The sequence below is a fragment of the Streptomyces sp. LZ34 genome, assembly GCF_053890475.1.
On record NZ_CM132680.1, the window covers coordinates 10,793,536 to 10,805,975 of the forward strand.

At 69.6% G+C, this 12,440-nt stretch carries 10 protein-coding genes and 3 pseudogenes; 6 read left to right on the forward strand and 7 right to left on the reverse strand.

Going from position 1 to position 12,440, the window contains the following annotated elements; all coding sequences use genetic code 11:
- Window positions 1-45: 45 nt before the first annotated feature.
- The gene (locus ACWY4P_RS46310; RefSeq protein ID WP_456206821.1) at window positions 46-1,038 is read right to left on the reverse strand and encodes an ATP-binding protein; all 993 of its coding nucleotides are present in this window, start codon (window positions 1,036-1,038) and stop codon (window positions 46-48) included.
- 157 nt (window positions 1,039-1,195) lie between these two features.
- On the opposite strand from ACWY4P_RS46310, the gene ACWY4P_RS46315 reads away from it, so the two are divergent.
- The 4 genes from ACWY4P_RS46315 to ACWY4P_RS46330 are packed head-to-tail and all read left to right on the forward strand — an operon-like array spanning window position 1,196 to window position 4,866.
- Window positions 1,196-2,164, forward strand: a complete 969-nt coding sequence (locus ACWY4P_RS46315) for a metal ABC transporter solute-binding protein, Zn/Mn family (protein ID WP_456206822.1) — start codon at window positions 1,196-1,198, stop codon at window positions 2,162-2,164.
- Window positions 2,165-2,178: 14 nt separating this feature from the next.
- On the forward strand, window positions 2,179-3,090 hold the full coding sequence (locus ACWY4P_RS46320; RefSeq protein ID WP_456206823.1) for a metal ABC transporter ATP-binding protein: 912 nt from the start codon (window positions 2,179-2,181) through the stop codon (window positions 3,088-3,090).
- A complete protein-coding gene (locus ACWY4P_RS46325; RefSeq protein WP_456206824.1) occupies window positions 3,077-3,991 on the forward strand; it encodes a metal ABC transporter permease in 915 nt (304 codons plus the stop codon). The genes ACWY4P_RS46320 and ACWY4P_RS46325 overlap by 14 nt, the downstream gene beginning before the upstream one ends.
- Complete coding sequence (locus tag ACWY4P_RS46330) at window positions 3,988-4,866, forward strand: metal ABC transporter permease (RefSeq protein WP_456206825.1); 879 nt, start codon at window positions 3,988-3,990, stop codon at window positions 4,864-4,866. Before ACWY4P_RS46325 ends, ACWY4P_RS46330 begins: the two co-directional genes overlap by 4 nt.
- 20 nt (window positions 4,867-4,886) lie before the next feature.
- On the opposite strand, the gene ACWY4P_RS46335 is transcribed toward ACWY4P_RS46330, so the two are convergent.
- The 6 genes and pseudogenes from ACWY4P_RS46335 to ACWY4P_RS46360 all read right to left on the reverse strand — a co-directional run.
- On the reverse strand, window positions 4,887-5,186 hold the full coding sequence (locus tag ACWY4P_RS46335; RefSeq protein ID WP_456206826.1) for a hypothetical protein: 300 nt from the start codon (window positions 5,184-5,186) through the stop codon (window positions 4,887-4,889).
- Between the two features lie 101 nt (window positions 5,187-5,287).
- Window positions 5,288-6,061 carry a class I SAM-dependent methyltransferase gene (locus ACWY4P_RS46340; protein WP_456206827.1) on the reverse strand — a complete coding sequence of 258 codons (774 nt, stop codon included), beginning with the start codon at window positions 6,059-6,061 and terminating at the stop codon, window positions 5,288-5,290.
- 105 nt (window positions 6,062-6,166) lie between these two features.
- Window positions 6,167-7,291 carry an aminotransferase class V-fold PLP-dependent enzyme gene (locus ACWY4P_RS46345; RefSeq protein ID WP_456213285.1) on the reverse strand — a complete coding sequence of 375 codons (1,125 nt, stop codon included), beginning with the start codon at window positions 7,289-7,291 and terminating at the stop codon, window positions 6,167-6,169.
- Between the two features lie 76 nt (window positions 7,292-7,367).
- Window positions 7,368-8,696: a pyridoxal-phosphate dependent enzyme gene (locus ACWY4P_RS46350; RefSeq protein WP_456206828.1), complete on the reverse strand. Its 1,329-nt coding sequence runs from the start codon at window positions 8,694-8,696 to the stop codon at window positions 7,368-7,370.
- Window positions 8,693-10,159: a Y4yA family PLP-dependent enzyme gene (locus tag ACWY4P_RS46355; RefSeq protein ID WP_456206829.1), complete on the reverse strand. Its 1,467-nt coding sequence runs from the start codon at window positions 10,157-10,159 to the stop codon at window positions 8,693-8,695. The genes ACWY4P_RS46350 and ACWY4P_RS46355 overlap by 4 nt, the downstream gene beginning before the upstream one ends.
- 198 nt (window positions 10,160-10,357) lie before the next feature.
- Window positions 10,358-10,858, reverse strand: a pseudogene (locus tag ACWY4P_RS46360) (integrase core domain-containing protein); the annotation flags it as partial.
- Window positions 10,859-10,978: 120 nt separating this feature from the next.
- Here ACWY4P_RS46360 and ACWY4P_RS46365 point away from each other — a divergent pair.
- Together ACWY4P_RS46365 and ACWY4P_RS46370 are read left to right on the forward strand one after the other, a co-directional pair.
- Window positions 10,979-11,273: pseudogene (locus ACWY4P_RS46365) on the forward strand (helix-turn-helix domain-containing protein); the annotation flags it as partial.
- 66 nt (window positions 11,274-11,339) lie between these two features.
- Window positions 11,340-12,366 (forward strand): annotated as a pseudogene (locus ACWY4P_RS46370) (IS3 family transposase).
- Window positions 12,367-12,440 lie beyond the last annotated feature (74 nt).

Below are 12,440 nucleotides of genomic sequence, written 5' to 3' on the forward strand. Positions count from 1 at the left end.
CGGGGGTGGTCCCATCGGTCGGTTACGGGTGGAAGGCGGGTTGGTTCAGCTGGATGCCACGGCGACGGTGGGCGCCGGCTCGGGGGTTGCGGCCAGTGCGGCCGGTCCGTGCCGGAAGTCGGGGTCGATCTGGGCGCTCAGGTCCTGGCCGGTGGCGCGGTTGGCCCAGGCATGGGCGTTGCGGAGATGGAACTGGATCGCCTGTCGCTGGAAGGTCTCCCAGTCCTTGGTGCGGGAGTCCACGGCGGCGCGCAGTTCCTGCAGCGCCAGGCGGTGTTCGGGTTCCAGGTCGCCGGTGTGGCGGCCCTGTTCGCGGGCGCGGACCCAGTCGGAGTGGCCGAAGCAGGCCAGCAGGTCCTCGCCGATGTGTTCCTTGAGGAAGAGCCGGTCGTCCTCGCTGGTCACCTTGTTGCCGATCACGGCGATGGGCACGCCGAACTCGGCGGCGTGGTCCTTGTACTGGCGGTAGACGGACACGCCCTTGCGGGTGGGTTCGGCGACCAGGAAAGTCATGTCGAAGCGGGTGAACAGCCCGGAGGCGAAGGAGTCGGCGCCGGCGGTCATGTCGACGACGACGTACTCGCCGGGGCCGTCCACCAGGTGGTTCAGGTACAGCTCGACGGCGCCGAGCTTGGAGTGATAGCACGCGACACCGAGGTCTTCCTCGGCGAACGGCCCGGTGATCATCAGCCGGACCGCTTCGATGTCCCGGACGTGCCGGGTATGCACCGGATCAGGGCCGAGCGGCCGCAGCAGGCGTGAGCCACGTCCCGGGGGAGTGGTCTTGACCATGGTGTCGGGGGAGGCGATGCGAGGGTTGTCGCCGCGCAGGTACTCCTTGATCTCGGCGAGGTGTGCGCCGAGGGGGACGGCCTCGCGCAGCTCGTCCTCGTCCAGTCCCAGGGCCGCCCCCAGATGCTGGTTGATGTCGGCGTCGATGGCGACGACCGGGGCGCCTGAGCGGGCCAGATGCTGGGCGAAGAGGGCGGAGAGGGTGGTCTTGCCACTCCCGCCCTTGCCGACGAACGCGGTGCGCATGGCCGCGCATCACCTCCAGTTGAACATGAATGTCATTGTGTTGCGTGAAGGCTTCCTGGATCGCAGGCTTCCTGTCAAGAGGTGCTGTCGAGTGGTTTTGGAAACCATTTTCACTTAGCCTCCCTGGTGTTCGTCCCGCTCCGAGGAGACCCTTGCCATGAGATCTGCCATATCCCGCCGCCCCCGTCCCCGCGCTGTCGTCGGAGGCGTCATCGCCGTAGCGGCGCTCACTGGCACCAGCGCCTGCTCCACCGCTTCCTCGGATACGTCCGACACGTCCGCCTCGGGTAAGGCGGCCTCCGGCAAGGTGATCCAGGTCGTGGCGGCGGAGAACTTCTGGGGCAGCATCGCCCAGCAACTGGGCGGCAGCCACGTGCAGGTGAAGAGCATCATCGACAACCCCGCCGCAGACCCTCACGACTACGAGCCGACCGCGGCCGACGGCCGCGCCGTCGCCACCGCCCGGTACATGATCGTCAATGGCATCGGCTACGACGCCTGGGCCGACAAGTTGCTGTCGGCCAACCCGGGCAGCGACCGCACCGAGCTGAAGATCGGCGACCTGGCCGGCGTCAAGCCGGGCGGAAACCCTCACCGCTGGTACTCCCCGGCCGACGTCCACCAGGTGATCGAGAAGATCACCGCCGACTACAAGAAGATCGCCCCGGCCGACGCCGCCTACTTCGACGCGCGGAAGAAAACCTTCGAGGCCACCACACTCGCCCCATACAACCGCCTGGTGTCCGGCATCAAGTCCCGTTACGCCGGCACGCCCATCGGCGCGTCCGAGTCAATCGTCACCCCGCTCGCCGAGGGCCTCGGCCTGAAGACGCTCACCCCCGAGTCCTTCCTCGACGCCATCAGCGAGGGCACCGACCCCACGGCGAAGGACAAGACCGCCATCGACCAGCAGATCAAGAACAAGAAGATCAAGATCTATGTCTACAACAGCCAGAACTCGACCCGCGATGTGCAGGCTCAGATGAAGGAGGCCAAGGCGGCCGGCATCCCGGTGGCCACGGTCACCGAGACTCTCACCCCGGCCGGAGCCTCGTTCCAGGACTGGCAGGTCCACCAGCTCAAGGGCATCCAGAAGGCCCTGGCCCAGGCGACGGGCAAGAAGTAGGGACGGTGGAGGCGATGGCCCGGATACGGGAGGTGGTACGCGACCGCGTACCGCCGCAAAAAACAACCACCGCCGGACGCCCCGGCGACGCTGAGCCCATCGTGTCCCTGCGCGGCGCGGCCGTACGGGTCGGCGGACGCACCCTGTGGTCCGGGGTGGACCTGGACGTCGGCGCGGGCGAGTTCACCGCCGTCCTCGGCCCGAACGGGGTCGGCAAATCCACCCTGATCAAGGTGGTGCTCGGAATCCTGCCCACCGCTGAGGGCGAGGTACGGGTCCTGGGTGACGCCCCCGGCCGGGCCGGGCACCGGATCGGCTATCTGCCGCAACGCCGTAGCTTCGACCCGTCCTTGCGGATCCGCGGCGTCGACGTGGTGCGCATGGGCCTGGACGGTGACCGCTGGGGTTTGCCGCTGTCGTTGCCCCCACGGTTCAGCGCGCGGCGCAGGGCGGCCCGGGAGCGCATCGCCGAGGTCATCGAACTGGTCGGGGCGAGTGCGTACGCCCACCGGCCGATCGGGGAGTGTTCCGGCGGCCAGCAGCAGCGGCTGCTGATCGCCCAAGCGCTCGTCCGCGAGCCCGAACTGCTGCTGCTGGACGAGCCGCTGGACAGCCTGGACCTGTCCCACCAGAGCGTGGTGGCCGCGCTCATCGGCCGGATCTGCGAAGAGAAGGGCGTCAGTGTGGTGATGGTCGCGCACGACGTCAACCCGATCCTGCCCTGGCTGGACCGGGTGCTGTACATCGCTGAGGGCGGCGCCGCCGCGGGGCCGCCCCGCGAGGTCATCACCACGCAGACCCTGTCGCGGCTCTACGGGACACCGGTGGAGGTGCTGCGCGCCGGCGACGGGCGGCTGGTGGTGGTCGGCGGCGGCCACGGCGCGACGGGCGGGGGAGGCCATGGTCACCACCATGAGCTTGGCTGACACCTATCCGGCGTGGTCCTGGAATCCGGTCACCGACCTGCGGGCGATGTGGGCGTTTCCGTTCATGGTCAACGCCTTCCGGGCCGGTACCATCGTCGCCGTCCTGGCGGGCGTCATCGGCTGGTACATGGTGTTGCGCGGGCAGAGCTTCGCCGGCCATACGCTCGCCCAGGTCAGCTTCCCCGGCGCGGCGTGCGCCACCCTGCTGGGCATCACCCCGGTCCTCGGCTACTTCGCCTTCTGCGTCGGGGCCGCCCTGGTCATCGCGGCCATCCCGCGCGCCGGCCAGGGTGGCAGCGGTCAGGAGGCGGCTCTGACCGGAACGGTCCAGGCGTTCCTGCTGGCCTGCGGATTCCTCTTCGTCGCGCTCTACAAAGGCTTCCTCGGCGGGGTCAACTCCCTGCTCTTCGGCAGCTTCCTCGGCATCACCACCACTCAGGTGACCGTCCTCGCGACCGTGGCGGTGGCGACGCTCGCCACGGTGGCGGTGATCGCCCGGCCACTGCTGTTCGCCTCGGCGGACCCCGACGTCGCCGCCGCTCGGGGGGTGCCGGTGCGCGCCCTGTCCGTGACGTTCCTCGTGCTGCTCGGGGTGGCAACCGCGGAGACCAGCCAGATCACCGGCACGCTGCTGGTCTTTGCCCTGCTGGTGATGGCTCCTGCCACCGCCCAGCAACTCACCGCGCGCCCTGTCGCCGGACTGGCCGCGTCGGTGCTGATCGCGCTCGCCGTGACCTGGGCTGGTCTGATCGCCGCGTACTACTCACCGTATCCGATCGGTTTCTACGTCACTACCTTCGCCTTCACCGCCTATGTTCTGGCCCGGCCTGGTCGCCTCCTCGGGCAGGCCCTCGCCCGGCGTGTCCCGGCGGCCGGCCGCCTCTTTGGGGGTGCGGCATGAGCGTCTTCAGTATGTTCGGGCACCCGTACTTCACACACGCGCTGCTCGCCGGGACGGCGATCGCCGCGGCGGCGGGTCTGGTGGGGTACTTCCTGGTGCTCCGGGCACAGGTCTTCACCGGCGACGCGCTCGGTCATGTGGCGTTCACCGGAGCGCTGGCGGCGCTCGCGTTCGGCTACGACCTGCGGCTGGGGCTGTTCGCGGCGACCGTGGTGTTCGCCGTGGTGATCGGTTCGCTCGGCCGGTGGGGTCGCTCCGACGATGTGGCCATCGGCAGCGTCTTCGCCTGGATCCTGGGCCTGGGCGCCTTTTTCCTCACCCTTTACACCACCCGCGGTGCCGCTCATGGCACCGCGGGGGTCAGTGTGCTGTTCGGCTCGATCTTCGGCCTGTCGTCCGGGCAGACGCGAGTGGCGGCGCTGGTGGCCGCCGTGATCTGCGCGGCCGTAGCCCTGCTCGCCCGGCCGCTGCTGTTCGCCTCGGTCGACGAGGCGGTGGCCGCGGCACGCGGTGTGCCGGTACGGGCGCTGGGCCTGGCGTTTCTGGTCCTGGTTGGGGCCTGCGCGGCCGAGGCCACCCAGGCGGTCGGGTCCCTGCTGCTGCTCGGCCTGCTCGCCGCGCCCGCTGGAGCCGCTCACCGGCTCACCGCCCGCCCGTACCACGCCCTGGCCCTGTCGGCCGGACTGGCCGTGGCCGAGATGTGGGCCGGTCTGGGACTGAGCTACGCCGCGCCGCGGCTGCCGCCGAGCTTCGCCATCCTGGCCGTCGCCACGGCCGTATACCTCGCGGCGCTCCTCAGCGTGTGGCCCTGGAAGGGGACCACGCGCGCAACGACGGAGGAATGGGGAAACGCACCACGGCCGTCACGGCATTGAGCGGTGCGGGGTGTGCGCGGTCAGTGGTCGTCCCAGTGGTCCTCATGTCGGGCATGGCGATGCCCGTCGTGGACGTAGTCCACATGATCCCCGTGTGGGATGGCGACATGCCCGCAGTCGGGACGGTGCTGGTGGTCATGTCCCTCGTGGACGGCGTGAGCGGCGGGCTCGCACTCGTCGACATGGTCGTCGTGCGTCCGGTGGAGGTGGCCGTCGTGCGCGTAGTCGATGTGGTCGGCGTGCGGTACGGCGACGTGGCCGCAGCCGCTTCCGTGCCGGTGGGCGTGGTCGGTGTGGGGAGCGTGTGTGCCTGTGGTCATGGGGGACACCCCTTCTTTCTCCCCCCACCACATGGTGCGTCCAGGACGCCGCCCGCGCCAAGCCTCGGCAGTGAAGGGTGTGGACCCTGGCGCGTCATGGGCTACCGGACGGCGACGAGGACGTGGCCGTTCCCGAACTGCCAGACCGGGCCGGCCTGCGCGAACCCCGCCTGGCGCAGCAGCGCGGTGTGCCGGGACAGGCTCAGACCGTTGTGACCGACGCTCTTGACCGCCTGATGTGCCTCCCGCTGTGTCCGCCGGCGCTCGGCGAGCAGGCCGGCCAGTTCCGGATCCTTGGCCGTGGACGCCCACCAGGACTCCCAGTCCTCGTGGGCGAACGCGCGCAGCCGCTCGGACCGCCGGATTCCGACATGGGTGGTGATCTGTGTCGGCTGGGTGTCCTCCGGGGGGAAGTGGTCGGCGTTGACGAGGACGCCGCCGGGGCGCAGTAGGGCCGCGATCTGGTGGTAGGTCCGCCGCAGCGAGTCCTCGCCGAGGCAGTGCAGCGCTGTCGTGGAGACGGCGGCGTCCAGCGGGCGGTTCAGGCCCAGCGCGTCGGTCCACCCGGGCTCGCCGATGACCGTTTCGATGTAGCGGGCCGCGTCGGCGTGGAGGGTACGCGCGAGCCCCAGCAGCAGCGGGTCCATGTCCACCGCGACGATCTCCGCGCCCGGCATCCGCTGGGCCAGCCACGCGGTGAGTGACCCGGGGCCGCAACCGAGGTCGGCGATCAGCGGACGCCGCTGGCGGGCCGTGACCTGCTGCACGACGTCGGCGATCACGGTGAACCGTTCTTCGCGGTCGACGGCATAGCGCTGCTGCTGGCGGTCCCAGCGCCGTACCCATCGCTCGGCCGCGGCCATGCTCAGCCCCATCGGGTCGTACCACCTCTGCCGTTTCCGCACCCGTCCACCGGGTCGGGCCCGAACTTACAGGTGGAAACGGTTTCCATTCACATCTCGCCGGGGGTTTCACCCTTTTCACTGAAGGGTGCGCAATACCTCGAGCAGCCGGTCGATCTCCTCGGCGGTGTTGTGGATGTGCGGGCTCACCCGCACGGACCCGCTCTTCTCGCCCGCGCTGCCCTGGCAGTGGCTGTCGGAGCGGACCATGAAGCCGTGGCTGAAGAGGATGAACCCTAGGTCACCGGAGGTGATCTCACGGTGCCGGAAGGCGACGATGCCCTGGCGTCGCTGCACGGCCGAGTCCGCGGCGAGGCTGGCCCGGCAGCCCAGCACCTCGTACGCGTCCAACTGCCGCAGCCCGTCGGTGAGCCGGGCCGCCAGGGCCATGGTCCAGCGCTCGATCCGGTCGAGGCCCGCCGCGTCCAGCCAGTCGAGCGCCGCCGTCAGGGAGACGATGCCGACGGTGTTCGGGGTGCCGCTCCAGCCGCCGGGCCGGAACGCGGGACCGCGCGCCTGACGCGCCCACACTGCCCCCGACCCCGGCAGGGCCAGGGCCTTGTGCCCGGAGAAGGCGATGAAGTCCACATCCAGGTCGGCCACGGAGACCGGCAGATGGCCGATGCTCTGGGCGGCGTCCAGGCAGATGACCGCCGCCGGGCCGACGGCCTGGCGGACGCGGTGGACGTTCATGTCCGCGCCGTAGACGTGGTGGACGTGCGTGACGGCGACGAACCGGGTCCGGGGCCCGGCGAGTGTGGCCAGCGCGCGATGGTCGTAGTCGCCGGAACTTCTCTGGTACGGCATCTCGACGACATGGACGCGTACGCCGCGGTCGGCCAGCAGCCGCTGAGCCTCCAGCCAGGGGGAGATGTTGGCCTGATGGTCCGCGACGGGTACGACGATCTCGTCCCCGTCGGCGAGGTGCGCCGGGAGCCAGTCGTGGGCGATGGTGCGCAGACCTTCGGTCGTGCCGCTGGTGAGGTGGGTGGACGACCGCTCGGGGGCCGGGTCGTGCAGAAATTCCTTGATCCGGTCCCGGGCCTTCTCGACCAGCGCCGTGGTCCGGTTGGCCCAGGGGTAGGTGGCGCGCCCGGCGTTGGCGTTGGTGGTGGTGAGATAGGTCCAGGCGGCGTCGAGCACCGCTTGCGGCTTCTGCGCGGTGGCCGCGCTGTCCAGGTAGACCAGGTCCGGGTTGCCCATGATGATGGGGAACTGGGCGCGCAGCCGGCGCTGCCACCCCTGTAAGTCCTCCAGCACCTGCCGCGGGCTGGTCACGTCAGTCCCGTACGAGCGGTGCACCGGCGTCGCGCCAGGCGATGATGCCGCCGGCGAGGCTGCGCACATCGGGGTGGCCCATGCGGGTCAGCAACGCCGCGTACCGCGCGGACTTCTCGCCCACCGGGCACGCCAGCAGCACCGGTCGACTCCGGCTGAACGGCAGCCCGCCGTGCACCAGCTCCTCGAACAGCTCGTCGACGATGTTGATGGACCCGTCGATGTGCAGCGCGGCGTACGCGTACGGGCTGCGCAGGTCGACCACCAGCGGCCCCTCCCGGTCGATCCACGACCGGGCGTCCGGGACCGAGATGGCCGGGGCGGCGCGCACCTCGGCCTCGGACAGATCGGCGGCGGAGTGCGTCCGGCGCGGTCGGCCCAGCAGCTCGGGTCGCCGCTGTCGGACGTAGCTCAGATAGCTCTCCACCCGGTCGCAGACGATGAACACCGCCGTTCTGCGGCCGCCCGGCTCCACCGGCTCCTCGTCGTATGCGTGCAGGTGGCGCACGGCACCGACGTAGGCGGCACCTCCGGTGGGCCCGGCCAGGATGCCGCAGCGGCGATTGAGGGTCAGCAGCCCGTCGATCGCCTCGTCCGCGCCGACGGACTCGATGGTGTCATAGGTGTCCGGGTCGAACAGGCCGACCTCGTGGACCTCGTCGAGGGTGCGGATGCCGGGGATGAAGTCGGACTTGGCCGCGACGAGGCCGACGACCCGCACCCGTGGATCGTGCTCGCGCAGGACGCGCGCGACACCGGTGGAGGACCCTGCCGTGCCCACGCAGGCGATGAACCAGTCCGGGGCGCTGCCGTCCAGATCCTTGACGATCTCCGGGCCGGTGCCGGTGACATGGGCCTCGGTGTTGCGGGCGTTGAAGTACTGGTCGGTGTGCAGATAGTCGCTGCCCGACGCGGCCAGCGTACGGTGAAAGACGGTGAGTGGATCGTCCGTCGCGGTCGGGTCCAGGCATTCGCTCTGCCCCGGCAGCTCCTCGATCTCGGCACCCAGCAGGAGAAGCAGATCCTTGATCTCCGGTACCCGCATCCGGTTGGTGACGCTCTTGAAGGACAGCCCGTGCATGCCCGCGATAACGGCGAGCGCCTTGGCCGTGTTGCCGCTGGAGAGCTCCACCACCTGGCTCCCGCTCTCCACGGCGGCGGCCAGATGCGGCCGCGCCATGTTCCACGCGGCCCGGTCCTTGACCGACCCGAAGGGGTTGAACAGCTCCAGCTTGGCGTACAGATCGATATGGCGCAGACCGTGCACGGCCGGGTCGATGCGGACCAGCGGGGTGTTCCCGATGGCCTCGGTGACGCTGTCGTACCTCACTGCTGTCCCCCAGGAGGTGTGATCGGCCAGTACTGCTCGTCCAGGCACCAGCGCCACTCGCCGTCGCCGTCCTGCCAGGCGGCGACCTTGCGGGCGACGGGCTGCCGCTGCGCGTGCGTGGCGTGGAAGTCCATGCAGTACCCGGCGGTGTTCACGAAGGCCATCAGATCGCCCTGCACGGGGCGGCGCGGCAGGAACACGGTCCTCCGCGTGATCAGGTCGGACTCCAAGCACAGACTGCCGAAGAGATGGACCGCTACGGGTCCGGTGCCCTCGGGTGTGCCGGGCTCGCGGGGGAGGATGAGGGGATCCACGAGGACTCCGTGCTCCTCCAGCCCGATGTCGCCCGCCGTGGCCGCGAGCCGCACCCACAGCGGCCCGGCGCCGAAGTCCCGTACTTCGAGAACCTTCGCCAAGGTCAGTCCGCACTGATCGAGCAGCGCGCGGCCGGGCTCGGTGTAGAGGTCGTAGAGATGCTCCAGGAGCAGCGCGCCCAGCGGACGGCCGCCGAAGGCGATTGCCGGTCGGGACAGCAGCTCGTCGAGGTACCGTTCACCGGCGACCGGACGGTACGCCGGATACACTCCCAGCGCCCCGCGGAGCGCACCGCCCACCTCGCGCAGCCCGTAGCCGTGCCCGCCCCACGTCAGGGGCGGGCGGCTGCCGAGGACAGCGTTCGCGAGCTCGGTCGTGTACCGCTCCCACTGCGTACGGTCGGCGAGGTAGTTGACGCCGAATCCGCCGCCGATGTCGACGGCCCGGGGCGTCAAACCCCGGCCGCGGCACTCCTCCAAGGCCATCAGACAGCCTTCGAGCGCGACCGCCTTCTCGGCCAGGGAAGTGGTGTCGAGGTGATAGGCGATACCGGTCAGCTCCACGACGTCGCCGTGCCGTTCGACTGTCTTCAGCGTGGCGTCCAGCTCCCGTATGGGCGACCCGAAACGGCTGCGGCGGGTCAGCACCCTGACCCCCGACGCCTCGAACCCCGACAGCCGCAGCAGCACCCGAACCCGTGGCAGCCCGTGCCCCCGCACCAGCGCCACGAGCTGATCGAGCTCGGCTGACGAATCGAGGCTCACGGTGGCTCCCGTGCGGGCGGCCAGCCACAGGAACTCCGGGTCCTTCGGGCCGGTGGCCATGATCACTGCCGGGCTGACCCCGCAGCCCAGCGCGTGCTGCAATTCGCCCAGCGACGCCACGTCAACGCCCGCCTCGCCTGTGGCGAGGCGCCGCAGCAGAGCACTGGAACGATTCGCCTTGTGCGCGAGGAACATCTGGCCCGCGAGACGGTGCTTGCGGTACACCGAACGGAACCGCTCGACATTCTCGGCGATCTGTTCGGGCAGCACCACGCCCAGCGGCGAACCGAGCGCGTCGGTGAGGTCATGCAGAAGACGGACCGATCCTAGTAACGCTCCCAGCCTCGGCCCCATCCGCGGCTCCAGGTACAGGGCGCCGCCCATGCCGCGGTCGCCTCCCCCCTCAGCCTGTGCCGCGACTCAGTTACCATCCGCCGTACGAGTATTGCCACCCGTGAAGGTCTTTACCCCCGCGCCGCGGCGTATGGCTCAATTCGCGGGGCGACACGTTATGCCGGGACGTCGAGCAGGTTCGGAAGGACACGGGGACGTTGTAGGTGCCAAGAACCTCGTCCGTGCTGGTCACGCGACATGTCGGTACTCGTGCAGGATGCCGCTGAGGCGGTCGCGTCGATGGATGTGGAGATGGGCGAGCTGGTCGGGGTCGGTAATCGGTTCGGGCAGTGGGTGGAGCGGTGCGGCGCCCGCGAGAGTGCGGTGAGGCCTGTGCTCGTTGTAGAACGCCTCGTACTCGCTCAGCGCATGGAGGAGATGGGTCCGGTTCCAGATGAGGGTGCGGTCGTAGAGTTCGGTTCGGCATGACCGCACCCAGCGTTCCATGATCGCGTTCATGCGCGGCATCCGGACGCCGGTCTGGATGACCTTGATGCCCTCGGCTTGCAGGACGGCGTCGAAGGATGCCGGGTAGCGAACGTCACGGTCCCGGATCAAGAACTTTGCCCTCATGCCTGCGTCTTGGAGGTCCATGGCCATATTCCGGGCAGCCTGGGTGACCCAGGCCGCGGTGGGGTGTGCGGTTGGGCCGAGGATCCGCACGCGGCGGGTGGCGTGCTCGATCTGCGCTTGCCGAGAATGTCATCCGCCCTGGTCGGGGGCCCGCACCAGGCCTCACGGTCGTCGGTCGCGGTCACTCGAGTCGGCGCTCTCGCGTAGTGGGTGATCCGCGCGTCATGATGATCGATCGTGCTGCTGCGACTGGCTTACCTGGGTGTGACACACGCGTTCGCGCTGCTTCACCGGCTGCCACTGCACGTCCTGCGACAGTTGCGGCTACTCGTTCGCCCCGACACGGTACTGCGTTGGCACCGCAACTTCGTCAAACGCCGCCATGCCGCCTCCTGCCGGCCCAAACGCCCGGGACGACCGCGCACCGTGCGCCATCCGCACCCTGGTGCTGCGCCTGGCGAAGGAGAACTCGAGCTGGGGCTACCGGCGCCTGCACGGCGAGCTGCTCGTGCTGGGGCTGAAGGTGGGCGCGTGAGGCTGACCCTTTGGAGTGGACACCCTGACAATGGATCTTGATGGTCCAGGAAGGGATGTCGAGGTGGGACGCCAGTCTCTGTACCCGGAGGAGTTTCGGAAGGACGCCGTCGCGTTGTACCGAGCCGCCGGTGGTAAGCGCACGTACGCGGCGGTGGCCGCGGAGCTCGGGATTACCGGGGAGACGCTGCGTACGTGGGTCCGCAAGGACACCGTCCAGCACCCGTCCGAGCGCCGCGAGGTCGGGGCCGGCCAGAGTCCGGCCGAGGAACTGGCCCGGCTGCGGGCCGAGAACGCCCGCCCGCTGAAGGCCGAGAAGGAATGGCAGTTGGAGCGCGAGATCCTGCGCCGGGCAGCGGCCTATTTCGCTCGGGAGCTGAAATGAGCCCCTGCCGCTGAGACTTCATCTCCGACAACCGCGCCGACTTCGGCGTCAAGCGGCTGTGCCGGGTACTCGAAGTGTCCCGCTCCGGCTTCTACCGCCACCAGGCCACCGCACCAGCTCGCGCCGAGCGCCAGGCGGCCGAGGAGCGGGAGGTCGCGGAGATCCGCGCCATTCATGCCGAACACGACGGCGCCTACGGCGCCCCGCGCGTGCATGCCGAACTCTGGTCGCGCGGGGGGAAGATCAACCGCAAGCGTGTGGCCCGGTTGATGCGCGTCAACCACATCACCGGCCGGCACCTGCGGCGCAAGAAACGCACCACGATCGCGGACAAGACCGCGCCCGCCGCCCCGGACCTGCTGATGCGCGACTTCAGCGCGGACGCGCTGAACACCAGGTGGTGCGGCGACACCACCTACATAGCCGTCGGCTCCACCTGGCTGTATCCCGCCACGGTCATCGACATCTGCTCGCGCCGCGTGATCGGCTGGTTGATCGTATCTACGACAGTGCCCTGGCCGAGTCGTTCTTCCAGGGCCTCAAGCGGGAGTTGCTCCACGGCCGGCGCTGGACTTCGAAGGCACAGACGCGGCTTGAGCTATTCCGCCGGCTCGCCTAATACAACCGGCGCCGACGGCACTCCGCCCTCGGCTACCTCACATCGAACGAGTTCGAACAGCGGCTGATCACATCACCTACGCTCTGACTCGCCGCATGAAACCCGGTGTCCACTCCCGGGGATCAACCTCAGCGGGCCGGATTTCATCAGGCGGACCAGAG